16 protein-coding genes and 2 pseudogenes are annotated in these 25,508 nt (G+C 73.9%); 8 read left to right on the plus strand and 10 right to left on the minus strand.

Annotated features, from left to right (window positions below; translation table 11 throughout):
* Positions 1-203: 203 nt before the first annotated feature.
* The 6 genes from glgP to ABEB09_RS09035 form a co-directional block, all read right to left on the minus strand.
* Positions 204-2,834, minus strand: a complete 2,631-nt coding sequence (glgP, locus tag ABEB09_RS09010) for an alpha-glucan family phosphorylase (protein WP_345688882.1) — start codon at positions 2,832-2,834, stop codon at positions 204-206.
* A 149-nt stretch (positions 2,835-2,983) separates the two neighbouring features.
* A complete protein-coding gene (locus ABEB09_RS09015) occupies positions 2,984-4,324 on the minus strand; it encodes a flavin-dependent oxidoreductase (protein ID WP_345688884.1) in 1,341 nt (446 codons plus the stop codon).
* Between the two features lie 14 nt (positions 4,325-4,338).
* Positions 4,339-5,460 (minus strand): monodechloroaminopyrrolnitrin synthase PrnB family protein, encoded by a 1,122-nt coding sequence (locus tag ABEB09_RS09020; RefSeq protein ID WP_345688886.1) that lies wholly within the window; start codon positions 5,458-5,460, stop codon positions 4,339-4,341.
* A 109-nt stretch (positions 5,461-5,569) separates the two neighbouring features.
* Complete coding sequence (locus ABEB09_RS09025) at positions 5,570-7,006, minus strand: MFS transporter (protein ID WP_345688888.1); 1,437 nt, start codon at positions 7,004-7,006, stop codon at positions 5,570-5,572.
* On the minus strand, positions 7,003-8,439 hold the full coding sequence (locus ABEB09_RS09030) for a 4-hydroxyphenylacetate 3-hydroxylase family protein (protein ID WP_345688890.1): 1,437 nt from the start codon (positions 8,437-8,439) through the stop codon (positions 7,003-7,005). The genes ABEB09_RS09025 and ABEB09_RS09030 overlap by 4 nt, the downstream gene beginning before the upstream one ends.
* Before the next feature lie 139 nt (positions 8,440-8,578).
* Entirely contained in the window at positions 8,579-9,532 is a 954-nt protein-coding gene (locus tag ABEB09_RS09035; RefSeq protein ID WP_345688892.1) for an AraC family transcriptional regulator, read from the minus strand.
* A 118-nt stretch (positions 9,533-9,650) separates the two neighbouring features.
* Between ABEB09_RS09035 and ABEB09_RS09040 the strand changes: the two genes are divergently transcribed.
* The 5 genes and pseudogenes from ABEB09_RS09040 to glgB all read left to right on the plus strand — a co-directional run bounded on the left by ABEB09_RS09040 (position 9,651) and on the right by glgB (position 19,354).
* Positions 9,651-10,580: an SDR family oxidoreductase gene (locus ABEB09_RS09040; RefSeq protein WP_345688894.1), complete on the plus strand. Its 930-nt coding sequence runs from the start codon at positions 9,651-9,653 to the stop codon at positions 10,578-10,580.
* Between the two features lie 296 nt (positions 10,581-10,876).
* On the plus strand, positions 10,877-12,865 hold the full coding sequence (locus tag ABEB09_RS09045) for an alpha-1,4-glucan--maltose-1-phosphate maltosyltransferase (protein WP_345693881.1): 1,989 nt from the start codon (positions 10,877-10,879) through the stop codon (positions 12,863-12,865).
* Positions 12,862-14,553: pseudogene (treS, locus tag ABEB09_RS09050) on the plus strand (maltose alpha-D-glucosyltransferase); the annotation flags it as partial. The gene ABEB09_RS09045 and the pseudogene treS, both read left to right, overlap by 4 nt.
* Positions 14,554-15,028: 475 nt before the next feature.
* Positions 15,029-16,426, plus strand: coding sequence for a maltokinase N-terminal cap-like domain-containing protein (locus ABEB09_RS09055; RefSeq protein ID WP_345688896.1), 1,398 nt, complete (start codon positions 15,029-15,031; stop codon positions 16,424-16,426).
* A gap of 771 nt (positions 16,427-17,197) precedes the next feature.
* Positions 17,198-19,354, plus strand: coding sequence for a 1,4-alpha-glucan branching enzyme (gene glgB / locus ABEB09_RS09060; RefSeq protein ID WP_345688899.1), 2,157 nt, complete (start codon positions 17,198-17,200; stop codon positions 19,352-19,354).
* Here glgB and ABEB09_RS09065 read toward each other — a convergent pair.
* A complete protein-coding gene (locus ABEB09_RS09065; RefSeq protein ID WP_345688901.1) occupies positions 19,341-21,575 on the minus strand; it encodes a HelD family protein in 2,235 nt (744 codons plus the stop codon). The genes glgB and ABEB09_RS09065 overlap by 14 nt on opposite strands.
* A 135-nt stretch (positions 21,576-21,710) precedes the next feature.
* On the opposite strand from ABEB09_RS09065, the gene ABEB09_RS09070 reads away from it, so the two are divergent.
* A complete protein-coding gene (locus tag ABEB09_RS09070; RefSeq protein WP_345688903.1) occupies positions 21,711-22,295 on the plus strand; it encodes a DUF6817 domain-containing protein in 585 nt (194 codons plus the stop codon).
* Here the strand turns inward: ABEB09_RS09070 and trxA are convergent.
* From trxA to ABEB09_RS09085, 3 genes are read right to left on the minus strand one after another with little or no spacing between them, the layout of a single operon-like run.
* The gene (gene trxA, locus ABEB09_RS09075) at positions 22,282-22,611 is read right to left on the minus strand and encodes a thioredoxin (RefSeq protein WP_345688905.1); all 330 of its coding nucleotides are present in this window, start codon (positions 22,609-22,611) and stop codon (positions 22,282-22,284) included. The two genes, ABEB09_RS09070 and trxA, sit on opposite strands and share 14 nt — an antisense overlap.
* Positions 22,608-23,009, minus strand: coding sequence for a MerR family transcriptional regulator (locus ABEB09_RS09080; protein ID WP_345688907.1), 402 nt, complete (start codon positions 23,007-23,009; stop codon positions 22,608-22,610). Before ABEB09_RS09080 ends, trxA begins: the two co-directional genes overlap by 4 nt.
* 28 nt (positions 23,010-23,037) lie before the next feature.
* Entirely contained in the window at positions 23,038-23,550 is a 513-nt protein-coding gene (locus tag ABEB09_RS09085) for an Lrp/AsnC family transcriptional regulator (RefSeq protein WP_345688909.1), read from the minus strand.
* Between the two features lie 67 nt (positions 23,551-23,617).
* Between ABEB09_RS09085 and ABEB09_RS09090 the strand changes: the two genes are divergently transcribed.
* Both ABEB09_RS09090 and ABEB09_RS09095 read left to right on the plus strand, forming a co-directional pair.
* Positions 23,618-24,523 carry an NAD-dependent epimerase/dehydratase family protein gene (locus ABEB09_RS09090; protein ID WP_345688911.1) on the plus strand — a complete coding sequence of 302 codons (906 nt, stop codon included), beginning with the start codon at positions 23,618-23,620 and terminating at the stop codon, positions 24,521-24,523.
* Positions 24,523-25,400, plus strand: a pseudogene (locus ABEB09_RS09095) (aldo/keto reductase). The gene ABEB09_RS09090 and the pseudogene ABEB09_RS09095 overlap by 1 nt, the downstream one beginning before the upstream one ends.
* The last annotated feature ends 108 nt before the right edge of the window (positions 25,401-25,508 follow it).

The following is a 25,508-nucleotide window of genomic DNA, read 5'->3' on the forward strand; positions in this document are numbered from 1 at the left end:
GGGGGAGCTCCCCCGGGCGGCCGCTCGCGCATGGCCGGAACCGGCTCCTCCGCAGGGACGGCCGCGGGTCCGCCGGACGGCCGAGCGGGCACCCGCCCCGGGACCGATGTCCCGGCCGCCGCGGCCCGGCAGGCTGTGACGCGGCCGTCGCCCCCCACGAGGGGAGGGGGCGACGGCCCCGCACGGCCCGTGCGGTGGCGCGCTCAGCGCAGCAGGACGCCCGCGCCCTCGCCCGCCGACTCCGTCGGGAGGGCGACCAGGCCCAGGTCGGCGCCCGACGCCAGCAGGCGGTGGGCCGGCAGGACCCGCACGGTGTAGCCGAACGGTCCGGTGCGGTCCAGGGTGAGCGGGCCCTCGTACACCCAGCGGCCCTGCTGGTCCGGGCCGCCCGACGGCTTCAGCGGGAACGTCCGGGCCTCGCCCAGCCCGTCATGGGCGTCCACCCGCCCGGCGACCGCCTGCACCTCCACGTCCTCCGGGCTCAGGTCGCCCAGCGCGACCCGCACCCGCAGCGCCAGCGTGGAGCCCAGCTCGGCGACCCCGCTGGCCTCGTCCACCTCGACGTGATCGACCGTCACGCCCGGCCACGCCGTGCGCACCCGGGACTTCCAGCCGGCCAGCTCGGCGGCCGAGTCCGGGTCCAGCGACCGGTGGGCGAGCGCGGCCGGCGTGTAGAGCCGCTCCACGTACTCCCGCACCATCCGCCCCGCCAGGACCTTCGGCCCCAGCGTGGTGAGGGTGCGGCGGACCATCTCGATCCACCGGTCCGGCAGCCCGTTGGCGCCCCGCTCGTAGAAGCGCGGCGCGACCCGGTGCTCGATCAGCTCGTACAGCGCGTGCGCCTCCAGGTCGTCGCGGCGGTCCTCGTCCGTGGTCGGCCCGTCGGCGGTGGGGATGGCCCAGCCGAAGTCCGGGTCGTACCACTCGTCCCACCAGCCGTCCCGTACGGACAGGTTGAGGCAGCCGTTCAGCGCGGCCTTCATCCCGCTGGTGCCGCAGGCCTCCAGGGGCCGCAGCGGGTTGTTCAGCCAGACGTCGCAGCCCGGGTAGAGCTTCTGCGCCATGGCCATCCCGTAGTCGGGCAGGAAGACGATGCGGTGGCGCACGCGCGGGTCGTCGGCGAACCGGACCAGCTCCTGCACCAGCCGCTTGCCGCCGTCGTCGGCCGGGTGGGCCTTGCCCGCGACGACGATCTGCACCGGCCGCTCGGGGTGCAGCAGCAGCGCGCGCAGCCGGTCCCGGTCGCGCAGCATCAGGGTGAGCCGCTTGTAGGAGGGGACGCGCCGGGCGAAGCCGATGGTGAGGATGTCGGGGTCGAGGACCCCGTCGATCCAGCCCAGTTCGGCGGCGCCGGCGCCGCGCTCCCGCCAGGAGGCGCGCAGCCGGGTGCGGACCTCGGTCACCAGCTGCTCGCGCAGCTCGCGGCGGAGTTCCCAGATGGCGGCGTCGGAGATCTCGGCGACGGCGTCCCAGCGCTGGGAGCCGCCGACGCTCAGGGCGTCCTCGGCGCGCTGGGTGCCGATCTGCTTGGCGCCGAGCCGGAACACCTCGGGCGCCACCCAGGTGGGGGCGTGGACGCCGTTGGTGATGGAGGTGATGGGCACCTCCTCGGCGTCGAAGCCCGGCCACAGGCCCGCGAACATGGAACGGCTGACGGCACCGTGCAGGGTGGACACGCCGTTCGCGCGCCGGGCGAGGCGCAGCCCCATGACGGCCATGTTGAACAGGCCCGGCTCACCACCCGGGTAGGTCTCGCGGCCGAGCTGGAGGACGCGGCCGACGTCCACGCCGGGCAGCTCGGCGCCGGGTCCGAAGTGGCGGGCCACGAGGTCGCGGTCGAAGCGGTCGATGCCGGCCGGGACGGGCGTGTGCGTGGTGAACACGGTCCCGGCGCGTACGGCCTCCAGGGCGACGTCGAAGTCGGTGCCCCCGTCGGTCAGTTCGCGGATGCGCTCCAGACCGAGGAAGCCGGCGTGGCCCTCGTTGGTGTGGAACACCTCGGGGTCGGGGTGGCCGGTGAGCGCGCAGTAGGCGCGTACCGCCCGTACCCCTCCTATCCCCAGCAGCATCTCCTGGAGGAGCCGGTGTTCGCTGCCCCCGCCGTAGAGCCGGTCGGTGACGTTGCGCTCGCCGGGGCCGTTCTCCTCGACGTCCGAGTCGAGCATCAGCAGCGGGACCCGGCCGACCTGCGCCACCCAGACGTGGGCGCCCAGGGAGCGGCCGCCGGGCAGGGCGAGGGAGATCCGGACGGGGGTGGAATCGGGGCGGCGCAGCAGGGTGAGCGGCAGCTCGTTGGGGTCGAGCAGCGGGTAGTGCTCCTGCTGCCAGCCGTCGCGGGAGAGGGACTGGCGGAAGTAGCCGTGCCGGTAGAGGAGCCCGACGCCGATGAGGGGGACGCCGAGGTCGCTGGCGGCCTTCAGGTGGTCGCCGGCGAGGATGCCGAGGCCGCCGGAGTACTGGGGCAGGGCGGCGGTGACGCCGAACTCGGGCGAGAAGTAGGCGATGGCGGCGGGCGGCTCGGCACCGCCCTTGGCGGACTGGTTCTGGTACCACCTGCGCCCGCCCAGGTAGTCGTCCAGGTCGTCGGCGGCGGCGGACAGCCGGCGCAGGAAGCGGCGGTCCTTGGCCAGTTCGGCGAGCCGGGCGGCCGAGACGGAGCCGAGCAGCCGTACCGGGTCGCCGCCGGCCGCCCGCCACCCCTCGGGGTCGACGGCCTGGAACAGCTCACGGGTCTCGGCGTGCCAGGACCAGCGCAGGTTGCGCGCGAGGTCGCTGAGCGGGCGCAGCGGGTCGGGGAGGACGGGGCGCACGGTGAATCGACGGATTGCCTTCACGTGTTCCACCTTCGCAGGGGAGATACGTACAGTGGCGGACGCACCACGGTATGCGTCCGCCTTCCTCCCACGACGGTAGTGCGGGCGCGCCGCGCGCGGCCATGGCGCACGGCGCGCGCCGCACTACGGGCGTGTTCGGAGGCGCGCGTTCAGCGTGCGGCGCCTGCTGGACGTGGGGCGCGGACGGGCGCGTCGTACGGGGAGCCCTGGTTGACGGTCTCCGCGTCGAACGCGCCGGCCGTGGCGTACCGGGCGGCGATGGCGCGGCGCTCGTCGGGCGGGATCACCCGGTCGATGTCCGTGAAGCCCCCGGGAGCCCGTTCGTGCGCCAGGTTGATGACGACTTCGGGGCCGAGCCGCCGGTTGGCGTGCTGGAGCTCGGTCATGGCGGGCCTGCGCCCCGACTCGTACGCGAGGAGCGCGTCGGCCGGGTCGGGGTGCACGGCCAGCGCGTACGCGAGGGCGCGGGCGTCGACGATCGACTGGGTGGCGCCGTTGGAGCCGATGGGGTACATGGCGTGGGCGGCGTCGCCGATCAGGGTGGTGCGGCCGTGCGTCCAGCAGGTCAGCGGCTCGCGGTCCACCATGGGGTATTCGTACGCGCCGTCGGCCGCGCGCAGAACCTCCGGGACGCTGACTCCGCCGAACTCCCAGCCCTCGTAGTGGGGCAGGAACCGGCTGACGGGGACGGGCCTGTTCCAGTCGCCGAGGAAGCGCTCGTCGACGGCGTCGGCCGGCATGGCCAGCGCCCAGTTGACCAGCACCTCGGGGCGGCGCAGGGACGGCTCGGTCATCGGGTAGACGACGGCCTTCTGCCGGTCGTCGCCGGCGATGAACATGAACGAGCCGGTGCGCCGGGCGTCCATGCGGGACACGCCGCGCCACACGAGCATGCCGTTCCACGGGGGTTCGCCCTCGTCGGGGTGGAGGGCGGCGCGGACGGCGGAGCGGATGCCGTCGGCGCCGACCAGCACGTCGGGTTCGACGGCGGCGAGGCTGCGGCCGGTGGCGTCGCGGTGCTCCAGGTGGACGCGGGGCCGGCCGCCGGGCAGCTGGTCGACGGCGGCGACGCGCACGCCGGCGACGAGGGCGCCGGGGCCGAGCCGTTCGCGGACGGCGTCGGTGAGGACGCGCTGGAGGTGGCCGCGGTGCACGGACAGCTGGGGCCAGCGGTGGCCGGCCCGCAGGCCGCGCTCCTCGCGGGCGATGAGGGCGCCGCTGCGGTGGTAGTAGCGCAGCTCGCGGGTGCGGACGGCGTCGGTCTCCAGCCGGTCGAGGAGGCCGAGGGCGTCGAGTTCGCGGACGGCGTTGGGCATGAGGTTGAGGCCGGCGCCGACGTGGTGCAGCTCGCGGGCGGCCTCGACGACGGTGACGCGGCCGAACCCGGCGGTGTGCAGGGCGAGGGCCGCCGTGAGACCGGCGATACCGCCGCCCGCGACGAGGATGTCGGGGTCGGTGTGGGCCGCGGCCCCGGGGGTGTCCTGGGTCATGGGGTGGCCTCCGGTCACGCGGCGGGGGTGCGGGGGCGTTCCAGGGCCCGGCGCACCAGCGTCTCGTTGTCGCGGGTCAGGTCCAGGACGGTGCGCAGCAGCGCCACGGGGGCGCCGCCGCTGCCCGCCTCGTACAGGCGCAGGTCGTCGCGGTACGCCTTGCGGGCGATGCCGAGGTGGCGGGCGCGGAACGTCTTGAGGATCCGCAGGACCCGGGCCAGGGAGAGGGCGGAGGCGGTGAGCCGGGGCGGGACGCGGTGGGCGGTCTCCCAGCTGAGGGCCGCGGCGAGCTTGCCGACGGCGGAGACGCCGCCGCGGTGGGCGGCGTGGAAGGCCCGCCAGGACGGCAGGCTGTACGGGACGGACTCGGCGAGGAACGCGTCGTAGCGCGGGTCGGAGCGGTCGCACTGCCAGAGCGTCAGGTCGACCAGCCAGAGCGGCACCTGGGCGGCGGCGGGGCCGAGGTGGGCGCGCCCGTCGATGTCGATCTCCTCGAAGTAGGGGCGCAGGGTGCGGGCGAAGAACTCGGGCGTGACGTGCGAGACGGTGAAGTCGATGGAGTCGACCATGGACTGGACGTGCTGTGCGGTGCGGTCCAGGGCGAGGGCGAATCCGGGGTCGTACGGTTCGAGGCGGGCCAGCCGGCCGCAGGTGTCCAGGGCGGCGACGAGCGCGGGGAACACCATGCGGACGGCGTCCTGGAGGTGGGCCTCCATCTCGGCGCCGGTGTAGGTGCGGCGGCGCCGGCCGAGCGGGTTCCAGGTGGTGTAGTGGTGCACGGTGTCGCGGGGCACCATGTCGGTGCGGCGGCCCAGTTCCTGGAGGACGGGCAGGGCTTCGGGGACCGCGGCGAGCGGCTCGGTGCCGTGGCGCTTGAGGGAGCCGAGCAGCAGGCCGAGGTCGCGCATCGCGGCGAGGGCGTCGACGACGCTCCACTCGTCCACGCGGTCGAGTTCGGGGACGAGGGCGCGCAGGGCGACGGTGAGCGCGGCGACGTCGGCGTCCCGGTTCATGGCGGGGACGGCGGCGAGCAGGGCGTCGGCGCCGAGCGGGTCGGCGGCGCGTATCTCGGCGATCCGGTAGCGCGGTTCGGCGCAGGTGACGAGTCCGGGCTCGACCAGTTCGTACAGGGTCAAGGGGGCCCCTCTCGGGCAGGAATGTGGATGGAGGAGTGGCGCGGTCCGCCGTTCCGCGGCGGCCCGGCGGGTGGCCGGCGTGGTCAGGCCGGCCCGGCCGCCAGGGCGGTCACCGCGTGTCGCCCACCCGGTCCTGGCGCGGGGTCGCCGCCGATGCGGATGGGGTTCCCCCCTGCTCGAAGGGGATGGAGAGCTCGGGGGAGGGCAGGCGCAGCCGTGCGGAGAGCAGGGCGGCCACCGCCGCGAAGACGGCGCCGGTGAGCAGCGCCGTACGGAAGCCACTGGTCTGGGCGAGCGGGGTCGCCGCCGTGCCGGTGCGCGCGGTGGCGACGGCCACGAGGACGGCGAGGCCCAGGACGGAGCCGAACTGCTGGCTGGTGTTGACCAGTCCGGAGGCGAGGCCGGTCTCCTCGGGGGTGGCCTCGGCCGTGGCGGCCACGTTGGTGGTGACCATGACCAGCGGCAGGGCGACGCCCAGCAGGAGGCTGGGCGCGAGGACAGTGGTGGCGAAGGTGCCGCCGGCGGAGAGCGCGAGGGCCAGCCAGACGAGGCCGGCGAACAGCAGGGTGAAGCCGAGGACGGTCGTCCGGGTGAGGCCGATGCGGGCGATGAGCCGGCCGGTCTGCGGGGCGGTGGCGACGACGACCAGCGACAGCGGCAGCAGGCCGAGCCCGCCGGTCAGCGGGGTGTGCCCGAGCACGCTCTGGAGGTACAGGCTGACCAGGAAGAACATGGGGAACAGCGCCATCTGGGCCAGGGCGGCGAGCCCGTTGGCCAGGCGCAGCGCGGGCCGCCGCCACACCGCGGGCGGGACGAGCGGGTGGGCGGCCCGGGTCTCCAGGAAGGCGAACAGGGCGAGGAGGGCGAGTCCCGCGGCGCCGGCGAGCGGGCCGCGGTCGACGAGGGCGTACGCCACGAGGCCGAGGCCCGCGGTGGCGGTGATCGCCCCGGGCAGGTCGAAGCCGGGCGCGGGGGCGCGGGTGGTGCCGTCGAGGAGGCGCGGGGCGAGGACGCCGAGGACCAGGGCGAGGGCGACGTTGAGCCAGAACGTGGAGCGCCAGCCGAGCAGATCGGTGAGGACACCGCCGAGGACGGTGCCGAGGACGCCGCCGAGGCCGCCCATCGCGGCGAACGCGCCGAGCGCCCGGTGCCGCTGGGGCCCGTCCGGGAAGAGGATGAGGAGCAGGGCGAACGCGGCGGCCCCGGCGAGCGCCGCCCCGGCGCCCTGCGCGGCGCGCGCGGCGACGAGCCAGCCGGCCGTCGGGGCGAGGCCGCCGGCGGCGGAGGCGGCGGCGAGCAGGGCGAGCCCGGTGAGGAACAGCCGCCGGTGGCCCAGCTGGTCGGCGGCGCGGCCGGCCAGGAGGAGCAGCCCGCCGAAGGCGATGAGGTAGGCGTTGGCCACCCAGGACAGCCCCGCGGAGCCGGTGCCGAGGTCCGCGCCGATCGAGGGCACGGCGACGTTGACGATCGCCGTGTCGGTGATCAGCAGCAACTGGGTGGAGGCGAGCAGCGCGAGCGCCGCCCGAGGGGTCCGGCTCGTGCTCACCGGGACGCCCCGGTGGTCAGGTCGTAGCCGTCCAGGCAGCTGCGGGCCAGGGCCTCGCAGGCCTCGGCGTCGCCCTCCCACGCCTGCTGCATGAGGTAGACGTGCGGGGCGCCGTGGTAGAAGCGCTCGTACTGCTCGTGGCGGCCGGCGAACTCTGAGCCGAGCGCGTCCCACGCCAGCTTCAGCAGCTTGACGCGCTCCTCGGCGGAGGTGCCGGGCGAGCGGACGTACTTGCGCAGGAGCGGGCCGAGGTCCGGGTGGAGGAGGTCCTGCCCGGAGGCGGGCAGCTGGACGATGCCGCCGCCGGCGAGGAGCTTGATCTCCTGGACGGCCTGCGGGTACAGCTCGCCGGCCATGATGCGCTGGGCGAAGGAGATGTCCTTGCCGGGGGCCACCCCGCCGCGCCCGCCGTCGACCGGCTCGTACGAGGCCTCGGCGGCCAGCACGAAGGCCTTGGCCTGGGCGACCCGGCCGAGGAGCCGGCCGATCGCCTGGGTGACGGGCGGCAGGTCGTGGGTGCCGTTCGCCCGGGTGAGCAGGACGGCGACGCCGGTGAGGAACTCCAGCTTGGTCCAGAAGCGGGTGGCGGCCTGGTGGACGAGGTTCAGGAAGGCGGGGGTCCGCCACCACATGGCGAAGGTGGCGTCCACGTCCCGGTAGGTCAGGACGCGCTCCCAGGGGACGAACACGTCGTCGCACACGAGCAGCGCGTCGTTCTCGTCGAACCGCGACGACAGCGGGTGGTCGAAGACGCTGCGCGCCCGGCCCTCGTACGAGGTGCGCGACAGCAGTCTCAGGCCGGGCGTGCCGACGGGCAGCGAGAAGCACACGGCGCGCTCGGTGTCGTGCGGGGCGAGCGGCTCGATCGTGCCGACGACGACCTCGTCGGCGAAGACGGCGGCAGTGCCGATCATCTTGGCTCCGCGCACCACGATCCCGCCGTCCTTCTCGGCGACGACCCGGACGACCGGGTCCTCCCCGTCCGGGTCGGCGGGCGGGTTGGTGAGGGTGAAGGCGGCGTACAGGTCGCCGTCGGCGAGCCGGCGGTGCAGGGCGAGCGCGGGCCCCGACCCGTCGTACGCGCCGCCCGCGAGGACGCCCGGCACGGCGGCGAACCCGGCGGCGGCGGCCGCCATGCAGTCGGGGGTGCGGCCCAGGAAGCCGAACCCGGCCTCCGCCCACACCTTGTGGGCGCGGCGGCGGGCGACTAGGTCCTCGTAGGAGCGCGGGACGAGGAACGCGCGGTGGACGCCGTCCCGGGTGAGGACCGGCGTGTGCGCCGAGTCGTGCGCGAGGTCGTACAGGTGGGCGAGGGACGCCGCGGTGTTGCGGAAGGCGGGGTGCTCGGTGACGTCGTCGACCCGCTCGCCGTCGAGCCATGTCTCACGGCCGTCGCGCAGCGACTGCAGGTACTCCTGGCCGGATCTCGTCACCTTGTCTCCTCCTGCGGTACGGCTGTGCCGTGCAGAGCCTGTCCGGCCACGGACACCCACGGCAATGAACGACCGTCCAGCGGTCCTTAAGAACCGGCCAGTCCTATCCTGGCCATGTCAGACGCATGTGCCCCGGGTCTCAGGCGACCGTCGCCGCGTGCGAACGGTATTCACCCGGGGTCTTGCCGAACCATTTGCGGAACGCAAGGTGGAAGCCCACCGCGCTCTGGTAGCCGACCCGCTGCGGGACCGCCGACTGCGGGACGGACGTCTCTCCGAGCAGCCGCGCCGCCTCCTGCATGCGCCGGCCGGTGAGGTGGCGGGCCGGGGCCTCGCCGACGAGTTCGCGGAACGCGGCCGTGAACGCCGAGCGGGACATGCCGACCTCGCGGGCCAGCGCCTCGATCGTCCAGGGCTCGGCGAACCGTGTCGCGATCATGACCATGGCGCGGCTGATCGCGGGGTGCCGCAGCACGGGCAGCGCGGTCGAATTCTCGGTGAAGTCGCGCAGCAGCGGGCGCAGCGCGAGGACGAAGGCCATCTCGAAGGCGCGCAGGGTGATCAGCCGGTCGCCGGGCCCCGTCGGGCGGTCGGGCGCGGCGAGCAGCCGCAGGGTGTCCCGCAGCAGCGGCTCGCGGTCGACCTGGGAGCCGTCCAGGACGAGCACCCAGGGCAGGGCCCGGTAGAGGCCGGAGGCGGCGCTGGCGTCGTAGTGGAGGCCGGCGCACAGCAGGCGGCTGGTGGGGCCCTCGCCCTCGATGCGGATCTCGCCGGACGTGCCGGGCTCCCGTTCGGGGAGGACCGCCTTGAGGGGCAGGCCCTGCCGGTCGGGCAGGTCGGAGAGGCGGTGGGCGGTGCCGGTCGGGAAGACGGCGAGGTCCCCGGCGTGGAGCTGCTGGGGCGGCTGGTCGGCGCCGGTGATCCAGCAGCCGCCCTCGACGACGTAGTGGAGGACGGCGACGCTCTCCTCGGCGTCCCCCTCGATGGACCAGGGGGCGCTGACGTGCCAGCGGCTGTCGAACACCCCGGTGAGCCGGAGGGGTTTCAGCAATTCGCTCAGGAGGTCGTCGCTGTCGCTGCGCATGGTCTCCATGGACGATCCTTCAACCCCCGCCCCGGTTTGTTAATTGATCGGCCAAAGCCGCCGCCGTCAGCCTGAAAGGTGCCGTCCAGGCAGCTTCCGACACCCTATCGAAGGGCCCTTCAGGCATATGTCCGATCACATTCCGATGCGCGTCGCCGTCGTGGGGGCGACCGGTTTCCAGGGCGGCGCGGTCGCCCGTCTCCTGGCCGACCGGAACCACCGTGTCCGTACGCTCAGCCGCCGCCCGGAGGGGGACCGGCCGCCGCTGCCGGGGGTCGCCTGCGCGTCCGGTGACCTCGGCAGCGCCGAGGACGTGCGTGCCCTGTTCGAGGGGGCGACGCACGCCGCGGTGGTCCTGCCGCTGGTGTACGACCGCGAACGCGTGCTCCGGTACGCGCAGCACATCGCGGCCGCCGCCCGGAGCGCCGGGGTGCGGCGGATCGTGTACAACGCCAACACCCGCGTCCCGCGGACCACGACGGGCGTGGCGGCGTTCGAGACGCGCCGGATCGCCGAGGACGTGCTGCGCGAGAGCGGCGTGCCCCTGGTGGTGCTCCGCCCGCCGGTCTACCTCGACAACCTGTTCAGCCCGTGGAACGGTCCGGCCCTGGTCAACGAGGGCGTCCTCGCCTACCCGCTGCCCGAGCGCACCCGTACGGCGTGGCTGTCGCACCAGGACCTCGCCGAGGCGGTGTACGCGGCGCTCACCGTGGACGGCGTCGCGGGCCGCACCTTCGACATCGGCGGCGAGCGCGGCCTGACCGGGCAGGAGCTGGCGGCGGCGTTCGCGCGGTCCCTGGGCCGGCCCGTGCGGTACGTGCCACTGGACCCTGAGGTGTTCGAACAGGGCCTGGCGCGGGTGCTGGGCGCGGACGCCGCGGCGGGCGTCGCCGGCCTCTACCACCACTTGGCGGCGGGCCACGACCCGCTGCTCATGGACGACGACGGGGGCACGTCGGCGCGGCTGCTGTCGCTGAAGCCGGCACCGGTGGAGGACTGGGTGGCGCGCAGGCCGTGGCAGGTGTGGGCGGAGGAAGCGGAGGGCGGCGACAGGTGAAGGAGAACACGGTCCACCCCGTGCGGGACGCCGTCTGACACACCCGGCCGAGAACCGGCCCCGGAATTCCATCGAACGGGGTCGGTTCTCGGCTGTCTGGCCTCACGGGGGCTACCTCCCGGTAGTTGGGAACCCCCGGATTGCCCACCCGAGAGGTGTGGGAAGGCTCCTCCGGTACCCGCCCACCCGAGTGAACCCGGAGAGGAGCGGTGATGCCTGCGCCACGCCATGCGTCAACAGAGCAGTTACAAAGAGCGATACCCCGTAAGCAACCCTCAGGTGATGCTGTGAACTCGCTGATTGGCCGCATTCCCGTGCTGGACGTCCGCCCGCTGGTCGACTGCGGCAGAAGGCCCGCCAAAGCCGTGACCGGCGAGACCTTCCAGGTCACCGCCACGGTCTTCCGCGAAGGCCATGACGCGGTCTCCGCCAATGTGGTCCTGGTGGACCCGTCGGGCCGGCCCGGACCGTTCACCCCGATGAGAGAGCTGGCGCCCGGCACGGACCGGTGGGGCGCCGAGGTCACCCCCACCTGCGAGGGCCGCTGGACGTACTGCGTCGAGGCGTGGAGCGATCCGGTCGCCACCTGGCGCCACCAGGCCGGCATCAAGGTCCCGGCGGGCATCGACACGGACCTGGTGCTGGCCGACGGCGCGGCGCTGCACGAACGGGCCGCCGAGGGCGTGCCGAAGGACGAGGGCCGCGAGGCGGTGCTCGCCGCGGTGGACGCCCTGCGCGACGTACGCCGCACCCCCGCCGAGCGGCTCGCCGCCGCCCTGGCGGCCGAGGTGACGGACGCGCTGGCCCGGCACCCGCTGCGGGAACTGGTCACCGCCTCGAAGCGGCTGCCGCTGCTGGTGGAGCGCGAACGGGCGCTGTTCGGGGCGTGGTACGAGATGTTCCCCCGCTCCGAGGGCGCCCGCTTCGAGAACGGCCGCCTGGTGTCCGGCACGTTCCGCACGGCGGCCGAGCGGCTGCCGGCCGTCGCCGCGATGGGTTTCGACGTGGTGTACCTGCCGCCGATCCACCCGATCGGCACGACGCACCGCAAGGGCCCGAACAACGCGCTGACGGCCGGGCCCGGCGATCCGGGCGTGCCGTGGGCGATCGGCTCGGCGGAGGGCGGCCACGACGCCGTCCACCCGGACCTGGGCACGCTGGACGACTTCGACGCGTTCGTGGCGCGCGCGCGTGAGCTGCGCATGGAGGTCGCCCTCGACTTCGCGCTGCAGTGCTCGCCCGACCACCCGTGGGTGAAGAAGCGCCCCGCGTGGTTCCACCACCGGGCCGACGGGACGATCGCGTACGCGGAGAACCCGCCGAAGAAGTACCAGGACATCTATCCGATCGCGTTCGACGCCGACATGCGCGGCCTGGTCCGCGAGACCGTGCGGGTCCTGCGGCACTGGATGGCACACGGTGTGCGGATCTTCCGGGTGGACAACCCGCACACCAAGCCCGTGGTGTTCTGGCAGAAGGTCATCGCGAACATCAACCGCACCGACCCGGACGTCATCTTCCTGGCCGAGGCGTTCACCCGGCCCGCGATGATGCACACGCTCGCCGCGATCGGCTTCCAGCAGTCGTACACCTACTTCACCTGGCGCAACACCAAGGCGGAGCTGACCGAGTACCTGACCGAGCTGTCGGGGGACGCCGCCGCCTGCATGCGGCCGAACTTCTTCGTGAACACCCCGGACATCCTGCACGCCTACCTCCAGCACGGCGGGCGGCCCGCGTTCGAGGTGCGGGCCGTGCTGGCGGCGACGCTCTCCCCGACGTGGGGCGTGTACGCCGGCTACGAGCTGTGCGAGAACACGCCGCTGCGGGAAGGGAGCGAGGAGTACCTCGACTCGGAGAAGTACCAGCTGCGTCCGCGCGACTGGGAGGCGGCGGAGCGCGAGGGCCGCACCATCACCCCGCTGATCACCACCCTGAACCGGCTGCGGCGCCGGAACCCCGCGCTGCGCCAGCTGCGGAACCTCCGCTTCCACCATGCCGACAACGACGCCGTCATCGCGTACGGCAAACGGTCGGGATCGAACGTGGTTCTGGTGGTCGTGAACCTCGACCCCCACCACACCCAGGAAGCGACGGTTTCGTTGAACATGCCGGAACTCGGCCTCGACTGGCACGAGACCGTGCCGGTGCGCGACGAGCTCACCGGCGAGACCTATCACTGGGGCAGGACCAACTACGTGCGCCTAGAGCCGGGCGTGACGCCCGCGCACGTGCTCACCGTCCTGCGACCGTCCCCGCCGATCGGAGGGTCACCCACATCATGACCGTGAACGAGCCCGTCCACGACACGTTCGAGGACACCCCCGCCAAGGACCGGGATCCCGACTGGTTCAAGCGGGCCGTCTTCTACGAGGTACTGGTCCGCTCCTTCCAGGACAGCAACGGCGACGGCGTCGGCGACCTCAAGGGCCTCACGGCCAAACTGGACTACCTCCAGTGGCTCGGGATCGACTGCCTGTGGCTGCCGCCGTTCTTCAAGTCCCCGCTGCGCGACGGCGGTTACGACGTGTCGGACTACACGGCGGTGCTGCCGGAGTTCGGCGACCTGGCGGACTTCGTGGAGTTCGTGGACGCCGCCCACCAGCGCGGCATGCGGGTGATCATCGACTTCGTGATGAACCACACCAGCGACCAGCACCCGTGGTTCCAGGAGTCCCGCGCCAACCCCGACGGGCCGTACGGCGACTACTACGTCTGGGCCGACGACGACAAGCAGTTCCAGGACGCGCGGATCATCTTCGTCGACACCGAGACGTCGAACTGGACCTTCGACCCGGTCCGCAAGCAGTACTACTGGCACCGGTTCTTCTCGCACCAGCCGGACCTGAACTACGAGAACCCCGCCGTGCAGCAGGAGATCCTGTCCGCGCTGCGGTTCTGGCTGGACCTGGGCATCGACGGCTTCCGCCTCGACGCCGTGCCGTACCTCTACCAGGAGGAGGGCACCAACTGCGAGAACCTGCCCGCGACGCACGCCTTCCTCAAGCGGGTCCGCAAGGAGATCGACGCCGCCTACCCGGACACGGTGCTCCTCGCGGAGGCGAACCAGTGGCCCGAGGACGTCGTCGACTACTTCGGCGACTTCGCGGCCGGCGGCGACGAGTGCCACATGGCGTTCCACTTCCCGGTCATGCCGCGGATCTTCATGGCCGTGCGCCGCGAGTCCCGCTACCCCGTCTCGGAAATCCTGGCCAAGACGCCGGCGATCCCGGCGAACTGCCAGTGGGGCATCTTCCTGCGCAACCACGACGAGCTGACCCTGGAGATGGTCACCGACGAGGAGCGCGACTACATGTACGCGGAGTACGCCAAGGATCCGCGGATGCGCGCCAACATCGGCATCCGGCGGCGGCTGGCCCCGCTGCTCGACAACGACCGCAACCAGATCGAGCTGTTCACCGCGCTGCTGCTGTCCCTGCCCGGCTCGCCGATCCTCTACTACGGCGACGAGGTCGGCATGGGCGACAACATCTGGCTGGGCGACCGGGACGCGGTGCGCACCCCGATGCAGTGGACGCCCGACCGCAACGCGGGCTTCTCGTCGTGCGACCCCGGCCGGCTGTACCTGCCGACCATCATGGACCCGGTCTACGGCTACCAGGTGACGAACGTGGAGGCGTCGATGGCGTCCCCGTCGTCGCTGCTGCACTGGACGCGCCGGATGATCGAGATCCGTAAGCAGAACCCGGCGTTCGGGCTCGGCTCGTACACCGAACTGCCGTCGTCCAACCCGGCGGTCCTCGCGTTCCTCCGGGAGTACGGCGACGACCTGGTGATGTGCGTGCACAACTTCTCGCGCTTCCCGCAGCCGACGGAACTGGACCTGCGGCGGTTCAACGGGCTGCACCCGGTGGAGCTGATCGGCGGGGTGCGCTTCCCGGCGATCGGCGAGTGGCCGTACCTGCTCACGCTCGCGGGGCACGGCTTCTACTGGTTCCGGCTGCGCAAGGACACGGTGCTGCCCACGAAGGCGGGCACCAAGTCCGCCAGGTCCGTGAAGCCGTCGAAGCCGGCGAAGTCGTCCTCGGCCGGCGGGCCCACGCTGTCCGTGCGGTCCACGACGCCCGTCGCGCCGGTCGCGCCCGACGCGTCCACGCCGTCCGGCGTCTCGCGGCGCTGAGGCACCGACCCGGCGCCCGTCGCCCCTCCGCACCACCCACATCCCCACCTCCGCACCGTCCGTGAGCGACCCTCCGCGACGGAGTCTCGCGTCTTTCGGCCACCCCGACCGGGCCGGCCCGAGGACGCGACCGGGCGGGAGTTTCCCCCGCTCCACCCTGGGCACTGTCCCCCTCATACGTCGATTCGGGTCTATAAGGACCATCCCCGCCCGACACGTCCCGCACAGCCGGACAGCCCATGCCGCATTCCGGGACACTCTGCACGTTCCGTGCATTCTGTAGTACCCGGGGAAAGGACGCGCTGCCATGTCGGAGACCGCATCCACCGCCCGGGCACCGGTCGCCCTGCTGCCGTCGCTCGTGCCGCTGCTCCATGAATGGCTTCCCCGCAGGCGGTGGTTCGCCGGGAAGGGACGACCCGTCACGGGCTTCGCGCTCGTGTCGGCGACCGAGCTGCTGCCCGTCGACACGGCCGGGCCGGGCCTGCTGCACCTGCTGGTCCGCGTCCAGCAGCCGGGTCTCGCCACGTCCGGGGCCGCCCCCGGCGACTGCTACCAGCTGCTGCTGGGCGTACGGGAGACGCTGCCACCGCAGCTCGCGCCCGCGCTCATCGGGCATGTCGCCGAAGGGCCGCTCGCCGGGCGGGCGGTGTACGAGGCGCTGATGGACCCGCGGCTCGCCTCCCTCATCCTGGAGCGGCTGCGCACCCCGGGCCCGATCGGGCCGCTGCAGTTCCACCGCACGGTCTCCATCCCGGACGGCCTGGCGCCCCGCGTCCTGGACGCCGAGCAGTCCAACTCCTCGCTCGTCTACGGCGATGCGTACATCCTGAAGATCTTCCGGCGGATCCACTCGGGCGCCAACCCCGACCTGGAGCTGCCGCTCGCGCTGTCCCGGGCGGGCTGCGCGCGGGTGCCCGCGCCCGTCGCCTGGTACGAGTCGGGGGCCGGCCGCCCGGACGGCGCCACGCTCGGTGTGCTCCAGCCGTACCTGCGCGGGTCGCAGGACGGCTGGCAGCTCGCCCTCGACGCGCTCGCGGCGGGGCGGGACTTCACCAAGGAGGCGCACGCGCTCGGCCGCGCGACCGCCGAGGTGCACACCGCGCTGGCCGCCGCCCTGCCGACGGTCACGCTCGCCCGCGCCCAGGCGCAGAACGTGGCCGTCGCGATGAGCCGCAGGCTCGACGCCGCCACCCAGGCGGTGCCCGCGCTCATGCCGTACGTCCCTGGTCTGCGGGCCGCCTTCGAGGCGGTCGCCGAACTCGCGGAGGACGGCGGCACCTGGCGGGCCCAGCGCATCCACGGCGACCTGCACCTGGGGCAGACGCTGCGCACGCCCGGCGGCGACTGGGCGGTGATCGACTTCGAGGGGGAGCCCACGAAGCCGCTCACCGAGCGCCGCCGGCCGCAGCCGCCGGTACGGGACGTCGCCGGGATACTGCGCTCCTTCGACTACGCGGCCCACTCGCACCGCCCGTGGAACGCGGACTGGGCGGAGCGCTGCCGCGACGCCTACTGCTCCGGCTACGCCGAGGCGTCCGGCCACGACCCGCGCGCCGAACGCGCCCTGCTGCGCGCCTACGAGACGGACAAGGCCGTGTACGAGGTCGTGTACGAGGCCAGGCACCGCCCCGACTGGCTGCCGGTGCCGATGGCGGCGATCCGCCGCCTGGCCGCGCAGCCCTCCCCCGACCCCCTGACGTAACCGCCCCCGAGGAGGCCTCCCCCCGTGACCCCCCGCCGCCCCACCCGCAACCCGGCCCCGAAGCCCACCCCACCGACCGGGCCCGCACCGGCCCCGGCGGAGGCCCGCGCCCCGCACGAAGGGACCACCGCGGCGGGGGCCACGGCGCCCCCGGCCACCCGCGCGACGGGCCGCCCCGCCACCGGCCAGGCGGCCGGACAGGCCGACGCATCCGCACCGGCCGGGCCCGGGACCGCGCGCACCACCACCGACCAGGCGGCCGACACGGCGACGGCACCGCCCAAGCCCGCACCGGCCGGGAGCCGGACGGCGGGCACCACGGGCGCGTCCCCTCGCGTGGCGGGCCGAACCGCCGCCGGCGAGGCCGCAGCCGGTCCAGCGGCCGCGGCCACCGGCCAGGACCCGACCATCACGACGACCGCCGCCGCGGCCACCGGCCAGGCCGACCCGCACCGGCGCGTACCCGCCGGGGCCGGGGCGGCGGTGGCCGGGAACGCGGCCGCGCGCCCGACGGGCCGGCCCACCACTGGCCAGGCCGCCGGGACAGCGGCGGCCGGTCCGGCCGACGTCGGCGCCGGGCGGGAGCCGGCCGCCGCGGCGTCCCCGTCCGCCGCACGCGAACCCGCCGCGGTGGCCGCCTCCCCCGCAGGCCGCGCAACAGGCCGGACCGCCACCGGCCGGGGGGCCGGAGGCGCCGGCACGGCCGGAACGGCCAGTGGCGGAGGTGCTGTCGGCGCGCCGCCCCGGCCTCGTAGAGGAGGGGCCGGCGGGGTGGTCGCCGCGCCTGTCGAGGGGTGGGACCGGGAGCGGCTGCTCGCCGGGGAGCACCACGATCCGCACGGGCTGCTGGGAGCCCACCGGGTGGCCAATGGTGTGGCGTTCCGGGTGTTGCGGCCGTACGCGACGGGCGTGGCCGTGCTGCTCGGCGACGGGTCGCGCACCGCGCTGCACGACGACGGGGACGGGCTGTTCTCCGGCGTGCTGCCCCTCGCCGGCGTGCCGGACGACTATCGGCTGTCCGTGTCGTACGCGTCGGGTGACCTGGAGGTCCACGACCCCTACCGGTTCCTGCCCGCCCTGGGTGAGCTGGACCTGCATCTCGTCCGGGAGGGCCGGCACGAGGAGCTGTGGCGGGCGCTCGGCGCCCATGTGATGACCCATCAGGGCGTCGCGGGGACGCGCTTCACCGTCTGGGCCCCCAACGCGCGGGGCGTGCGGCTCGCCGGTGACTGGACGTACTGGGACGGCACGGGGCTGCCCATGCGGTCGCTCGGCGCGAGCGGGGTGTGGGAGCTGTTCCTGCCCGGCATCGGCGAGGGCACGCTCTACAAGTTCGAGGTCGTCGGACCCGACGGTCACCACTCGCTGCGCGCCGACCCCATGGCCCGCCGTACGCAGTGCCCGCCGGAGACCGCCTCCGTCGTCACGTCCTCCGACCACGTGTGGCAGGACGAGGAGTGGATGGCGCACCGCGGCGACCGCCCGGTGCACCTGTCGCCGTTCTCCGTGTACGAGGTGCACCTGCCGTCCTGGCGGCCGGGGCTGACGTACCGCGAACTCGCCGAGGAGCTGCCCGCGTACGTGAAGGACCTGGGCTTCACACACGTCGAGCTGATGCCGGTGGCCGAGCACCCGTACAGCCCTTCGTGGGGCTACCAGGTCACCTCGTACTACGCGCCGACGGCGCGGCTCGGCACGCCCGACGACTTCCGGTACCTGGTGGACGCGCTGCACCGGGCGGGCATCGGGGTGATCGTCGACTGGGTGCCGGCGCACTTCCCGAAGGACGACTGGGCGCTGGCCCGGTTCGACGGGACGCCGCTGTACGAGCACCCGGACCCGCGGCGGGCCGAGCACCCGGACTGGGGCACCCTGGAGTTCGACTACGGGCGCACGGAGGTCCGCAACTTCCTCGTCGCCAACGCGGTGTACTGGTGCGAGGAGTTCCACATCGACGGCCTCCGCGTGGACGCGGTCGCGTCGATGCTCTACCTGGACTACTCCCGCGAGTACGGCGAGTGGGCGCCCAACGAGTACGGCGGGCGCGAGAACTTCGACGCCGTCCGCTTCCTCCAGGAGATGAACGCCACCGTCTACCGGCGCTGCCCGGGCGTCGTGACGATCGCCGAGGAGTCCACGGCGTGGGACGGCGTGACCCGGCCGACGGAACACGGCGGCCTGGGCTTCGGCCTGAAGTGGAACATGGGCTGGATGCACGACTCGCTGGTGTACGTGTCGAAGGAGCCGGTGCACCGCAAGTACCACCACAACGAGATGACGTTCTCGATGGTGTACGCGTACAGCGAGAACTACGTCCTGCCCATCTCGCACGACGAGGTCGTGCACGGCAAGCAGGCGCTGGTGTCGAAGATGCAGGGCGACTGGTGGCAGCGGCGCGCCAACCACCGCGCGTACCTGGGCTTCATGTGGGCGCACCCCGGCAAGCAGCTGCTGTTCATGGGGCAGGAGTTCGCGCAGGGGGCGGAGTGGTCGGAGGCGCACGGGCCCGAGTGGTGGCTGCTGGAGGACGACTACCACTCGGCGGGCGACCACCGGGGCATGCGCGACCTGGTGCGTGACCTGAACCGGGTGTACGCCGCGACGCCCGCGCTGTGGGAGCGGGACACCGTCCCGGAGGGCTTCCAGTGGGCGCTGGGCGACGCGGCCGACGACAACGTGTTCGCGTTCCTGCGGTACGACGCGAAGGGCGCCCCGCTGCTGGCGGTGAGCAACTTCTCGCCGGTGGTGCGTGAGGACTACCGGCTGTGGGCGCCGGAGGGCGTCCCCGCCTGGGTGGAGGTCCTCAACACGGACGCGGCGCGCTACGGCGGCAGCGACGTGCGGAACGCCGACCCGGTGAAGCGGGAGCCGGACGGCGTCCGGATGACGCTGCCGCCGCTGGCGACGGTGTGGTTCAGGCCGGCCTGACGATGCCGAGGCGCTGGGTCGCGCGGGTCAACGCCACGTAGAGGTCGTTGACGCCGTGCGGCCCGGCGCCGCGGATCCCGTCCGGGTCGGCGACGATCACGGTGTCGAACTCCAGGCCCTTCGCCTGCCGCGGGTCGAGGAGGACGACGGGACGGATCAGGTCGGGGTTCGGGCCGTGGGCGGCGTCCGGGAGTGCGGCGGCGAGGGACGCGTGGTGGCCGGCGGGGGCGATGACGGCGAGGCGGCCCTCGGCGGGCAGTTCGCGGGCCACCGCGTCGGCGACGGCCGCGGTGAGGTCGTCGGCCGTGGCCTCCCAGGGCGGTACGCCGGTGGAGCGGATCGAGCGGGGCGGTACGAAGCCCGGGTCGTCGGACCGCCGCACCTGGGCGGCGACCTCCATGATCTCGGCGGGCGTGCGGTAGTTGACGCCGAGCCGGACGTGCTCGTAGCGGTCGCCGACGTACGGGGCGAGGATGTCCTGCCAGGAGCCGCAGCCGGCCGGGGCGCCGGTCTGGGCCGGGTCGCCGACGAGGGTCATCGAACGGGTGGGGACGCGGCGCATGAGCAGCCGCCACGCCATCGCGGACAGCTCCTGCGCCTCGTCCACGATGATGTGCCCGAACGCCCAGGTGCGGTCGGCGGCGGCGCGCTCGGCGGCGCTGCGGTGGTCGGCCTCCTCGTGGCGCTCGGCGAACCGCTCGGCGTCGATGACGTCGTGGGCGGCCAGCACCTCGGACTCCTCGTCCTCGAACTCGTACGTCCGGGAGGCGTAGGAGACGTCGAGGACGCCCTGGGCGTAGGCGATGCGCTCGGCGCGGGCCCGTTCGGCGGCGGCGCGGGCGGCCGAGTCGTCCTCGCCGAGGAGTTCGGCGGCCTCGTCGAGGAGCGGTACGTCGGCCTCGGTCCAGGGGCCGGAGGCGCGGCGGACGAACTCGGCCTCGCCGTCGGGGAGGTAGCCGTACGGGTCGGCGAGGAAGCGGGCGACGAGCTGCTGCGCGGTGAGCGTGGGCCACAGCTCGTCGATCGCCGCGTGCACCTCGGCGCTGGCGGCGATCTCCTTGCCGAGCTGGGCGATGTCGGACGGGTCGAGGAGGTTGGGGCCGCCGAGCGGGTCGGCGCCGAGGCGGTCGGCGAGCTGGGCGGTGAGCGCGTCGATGACGCGGGTGGCGAAGCGGGGGCGGGCCAGGTCGTGGGGCAGGCCGGTGGCGCGGGCGTCCCAGCGGGCGTCCTCGGCGGTGTTCCGGTCCAGGAGGAGGGTGCCGTAGTCCTCGTGGTCGATCCGCAGCGGGTCCTCGGTGGGCGGGACGGTCTGCTGGTCGTGCAGGAACCGGGCGAGGACGTCCGCCATGGCGGCGCGGCCCTTGATCTCGGCGGCCTCCGGGCTGTCGGTGCCGGTGGCGCGGACGCCGGGGAACAGCTCGGCGGGGGTGGCCAGCAGGACGCCGGTCTCGCCGAGGCTGGGCAGGACTTCGCCGATGTAGCCGAGGAAGGCCGGGTTGGGGCCGACGATGAGGACGGCGCGGCGGGCGAGCTGCTCGCGGTGCGCGTACAGGAGGTAGGCCGCGCGGTGCAGGGCGACGGCGGTCTTGCCGGTGCCGGGGCCGCCCTCGACGACGAGGACGCCGCGGCGCGGGGCGCGGATGATGCGGTCCTGCTCGGCCTGGATGGTCTGCACGATGTCGTGCATGCGGCCGGTGCGGGCGGCGTCCAGCGCGGCGAGCAGGACCTCGTCGGCGTCGTGGCCCTCGTGGCCGGTGCGGGTGCGGTCGTCGAGGTCGAGGATCTCGTCGTGGAGGGCGGCGACCTCGCGGCCCTTGGTGGTGATGTGGCGGCGGCGGGCGAGGCCCATCGGGGTGTGGCCGGTGGCCAGGTAGAACGGGCGGGCGATGTCGGCGCGCCAGTCGACGACGAGCGGGGTGCGGTCGGGGTCGTCGTCGCGGATGCCGATGCGGCCGATGTGGTGGTCGCGGCCGTCGCGGAACGCGAGGCGTCCGAAGCAGAGGCCGTTGTCGCCGGCGTCGTACGCGGCGAGCAGCCCGGACTGCTCGGCGACGAGGACGTCGCGCTCCAGGCGCGCCTGGAGGCCGGTGCCGGTGTCCTTGAGCGCGGCCCGCACGGCGGCCGCGGCCTGCTCGCGCAGGACGTCGAGCCGGGCGTACAGCTCGCTGATGAATCGCTGCTCGTTCCGAATTTCCTCGGATTTCCCGGTTGACAATTCCACTCCCCGCGCGATAAAGTCCGTTTACCGAATAACCGCGTGCACTTTGTGCTGCGCGCACACGGAAACATCGAATATACGCGAGGAATTGCCCCGGCTGTCAAACAGACCCGGGGTTTTGTTGTTTCGGGGGGACTCATGGGGCACGGAACGGCGGAAGAGGCGGCGATCGCGCTGCTCCGGGCATGCGGGGCCGAGGGGAGGGAACACCCCGGCGGCACCCTGCTGGCGCATCTGCTGCGCGTACGGGACCGGCTCGCCGCCTGGGGCGCCCGCCCGGAGCTGCGACTCGCGGGGCTGTGCCACGCGTTCTACGGCACGGACGGCTTCGCCGTCTCCCTGCTGCCGCTGGAGCGCCGAGCAGAACTGCGCGCGGCGATCGGCGAGGAGGCGGAGGCACTGGTGTACCTCTACGCGAGCTGCGACCGCGAGGCCACGTATCCGGCCCTGCACCTCCCCGACGGCCCGTACCGGGACCGCTTCACGGGCGAGACGTTCACCCCGACCACGCGCCAACGCCGCGGCGTCGCGGAACTGACGGCGGCGAACGAACTGGACATCGCCACCGCCAGCCCCGAATTCCACACCCGGTGGGCCCCGGACCTCCTGACCCTCTTCACCCGCCTCCGACCCCTCCTGACGGACGCCGCCTGGGAGGAGGTACGGGGGGTGCTGGGGCGGCCGCACGGCCACGGCCCGGCGGTGCGCGTCAGTTCGCGGTGATGGCCAGGGCGTCCTCCAGGGACTGGAGGAGGATGCGCTTCGGGCGGGCGCCCACCAGGGACTTGATCGGTTCGCCCGCGTGGAAGAGGAGAAGGGTGGGGGTCGACAGGACGGCGTAGCGGGACACCGTTTCCGGGTTCGTGTCGACGTCGATCTCGACCACCTTCAGGCGGGCCTCCTCCTCCGTGGCGATCTGGGCAAGAACGGGGGCCAGTTGGCGGCACGGGCCGCACCACGTGGCGGTGAACTCGACGAGGACCGGCCGGTCGGCCTCCAGGACCTCCGTGGTGAACGTCGCGTCCGTGACCTGCTTCATGTCGTCTCTCCTCCGAAGGCGCAGCGTGGTTCGGGTGCCTCGCGCAGCGCCGCCTCGGCGAGCGCGAGGTGGGTGCCCACCTGGTCGCGGACCGAGCGGAGCCGGTCCATCAGCGCGTCCAGCTCCGCCAGCTTGCGCCGGTAGACGGCCAGCGAGGCCGGGCAGGCGTCGCCCGCGGGGTGTCCCGCGCGCAGGCAGTCGACGAACGGGCGGGTCTCCTCCAGGTCGAACCCGAAGTCCTGGAGCGTGCGGATCTGCCGGAGCAGCCGCAGGTCCGCCTCGTCGTACGTGCGGTGCCCCCGCTCCGTACGCCGCGCGGGCAGCAGGCCCCGGGACTCGTAGTAGCGCAGGGTGCGCGTGGTCACCCCGGCGCGCCGCGCCAGTTCGCCGATTCGCATGCCCCGAACCTACGACGTGACGTCGACGTCAAGGCAACAGCGGTTTCCGCTCCAGCGGCGACGACAGCACGATCGACGTCGTCGTCCGGCCCAGCGCCGACGTCTGCTCCAGGACCTCCTCCAGGTGGACCGTGTCCCGCACCGCGACCTTCAGGATCCAGCAGTCCTCCCCCACCACGTGGTGCGCCTCCAGGATCTCGGGCCGCGCCAGCAGCTCCAGGGTCCTCGGGTGCTTGAGGGTGTAGCCGCCGTGCGGGTTGACCCGGACGAACGCCTGGATCCCGTACCCGAGCCGCGCCGGGGCGACATGGGCGCCGTATCCGGTGACGGCGCCGCACGCCTCCAGCCGGCGGAGCCGTTCCGTGACGGCCGCCGGGCTGAGCCGTACCCGGCGGCCCAGTTCGCTCAACTTGACCCGCCCGTCGAGCTGGACCTGTTCCAGGATCTGCCGGTCGACCTGGTCGAAGGCGGTCGCCGCGGTTTCCTCGGCGGCACCGCGCGAGGACCGCTGTTCCTTCGGCGCCTCGGCCCCAACACCCATGTTTCCCCCTTCAGGACGCGGCCGGTCAACGTAACACTTGATCCACTGCGAGAGGGAGAGGATCGACGTGCGCATCTGCGTCATCGGCGGCAGCCGGTACTTCGGGAGACGGGTGGTGGAGCGGCTGGTCGCCGCCGGCCACCGCGTCACGGTCGTCAACCGCGGCTCCACCGCGCCGCCGCCCGGCGCCGAGCACGTGGTCGCCGACCGCGACGACGAGACGGCGCTGCGCGCGGCGCTCGGGTCGCGCGCCTTCGACGTCGTCCTCGACCAGGTCTGCTACACCCCGCGCCAGGCGGACGTCGCCCGCCGCGTCCTCGTCCCGCGCACCGCGCGCTACGTGCTCACCTCGACGGTCGAGGTGTACGAGCACGAGGACAGCCCCCGTCCCCTGCGGGAGGAGGCCGTCGACCCGCGCACCGTCGCCGTCGACCTCTCGCTGCCGTGGGACGACCCCGCCTTCGCCGCCGCCCACTACGGCGAGGGCAAGCGCCAGGCCGAGGCCGTGTTCGCGCAGGACCCCGCGGCAGCGGCCGCCTTCGCCGCGGTGCGCGTGGCCCATGTGCTGGGCGGCGACGACGACTTCACCGGCCGGCTCACCCACTACGCGGACCGGATCCGGACGGGCGAGCCCATCGCCGTACCGGCCGTGAACCACCCCGCCACCTACGTGTACGTCGAGGACATCGCCGACTTCCTCGCCTGGCTCGCCGAACGGACCGACATCACCGGCCCCGTGAACGCCCACGCGCCCGGCCCGCTGCACACCCGGGACATCTGCGCGGCCGTCGCACGGTGGACGGGCGGCACGGTGGTTCTCCGCGAGGTGAAGTCCGGGCCGGTGTCGCCGTTCTCCTTCGCCCGCTCGTACGGCATGGACAACTCCCGTGCGGCCGCCCTCGGTTACCCGTTCCGTCACACCTCGGAGTGGCTGGACCTGGCCGTCTCGGAGACCCTGGGAGGACAGCGCTGATGCGGTACCGCTCCATCGGAGGCGTCGAGGTGAGCGCGATCGGCCTCGGTGCCATGCCGCTGTCGATCGAGGGGCATCCCGACGAGTCCCGCGCCCTCGCCACCGTCCACGCGGCGCTCGACGCGGGCGTGACGCTCATCGACACGGCCGACTCGTACCACGCGCCGGGGGGCGAACCCGGGCGAACGAACTCCTCGTCGCCCGCGCCCTCGCCGCGTACGGCGGCGACACCGGCCGCGTGCTGGTCGCCACCAAGGGCGGCCGTGGCCGGACCGCGGACGGGGGGTGGAGCGTCAACGGCGACCCGCGGCACCTGCGGCGGGCCGCCGAGGCGTCGGCGCGGCGGCTCGGGGTCGAGGCGATCGGCCTGTACCAGCTGCACAAGCCGGACCCGGCCGTGCCGTACGCCGAGTCCCTGGGCGCCGTACGGGAACTGCTGGACGCGGGCACCGTGCGGATGGCCGGGATCTCGAACGTGGACGTGGCGCAGATCCGGCTCGCCCGGGAGGTGCTGGGCTCCCGGCTGGTGTCCGTGCAGAACCAGTACTCCCCCGCCGTCCGGGACAGCGAGGCCGAGCTACGGCTTTGTACGGAGCTGGGGCTGGCGTTCCTGCCGTGGAGCCCGCTGGGCGGGATCTCGCGCAGCTCGCTGGACGGGGCGTCGGGGCGGGAGGAGGACCCGCGGTTCGGGTCCTTCCACCGGGTGGCCCGCTCGCGCGGCGCCACGCCGCAGCAGGTGGCCCTGGCATGGCTCCTGAGCCGCTCCCCGTCGGTGCTCCCGATCCCGGGCGCCAGCCGCCCCGAGACGGCCCGCGCCTCCGCGGAGGCGGCGACGCTTGCTCTGTCGGAGGCCGAACTGGCCCTGCTGGGTCCCTGACCGGGACGGTCGACCGCCGGCCCGCTGTGGACCGGCCACCCGGGCCCCGGGCCCCCGCGTGGCCGGCCGCCCCGGCCCAGGGCCCCGCGCGCCACGACGGTGGGTGGG

Source organism: Streptomyces coeruleoprunus, assembly GCF_039542925.1.
GTDB classification, from domain to species: Bacteria; Actinomycetota; Actinomycetes; order Streptomycetales; family Streptomycetaceae; genus Streptomyces; species Streptomyces coeruleoprunus.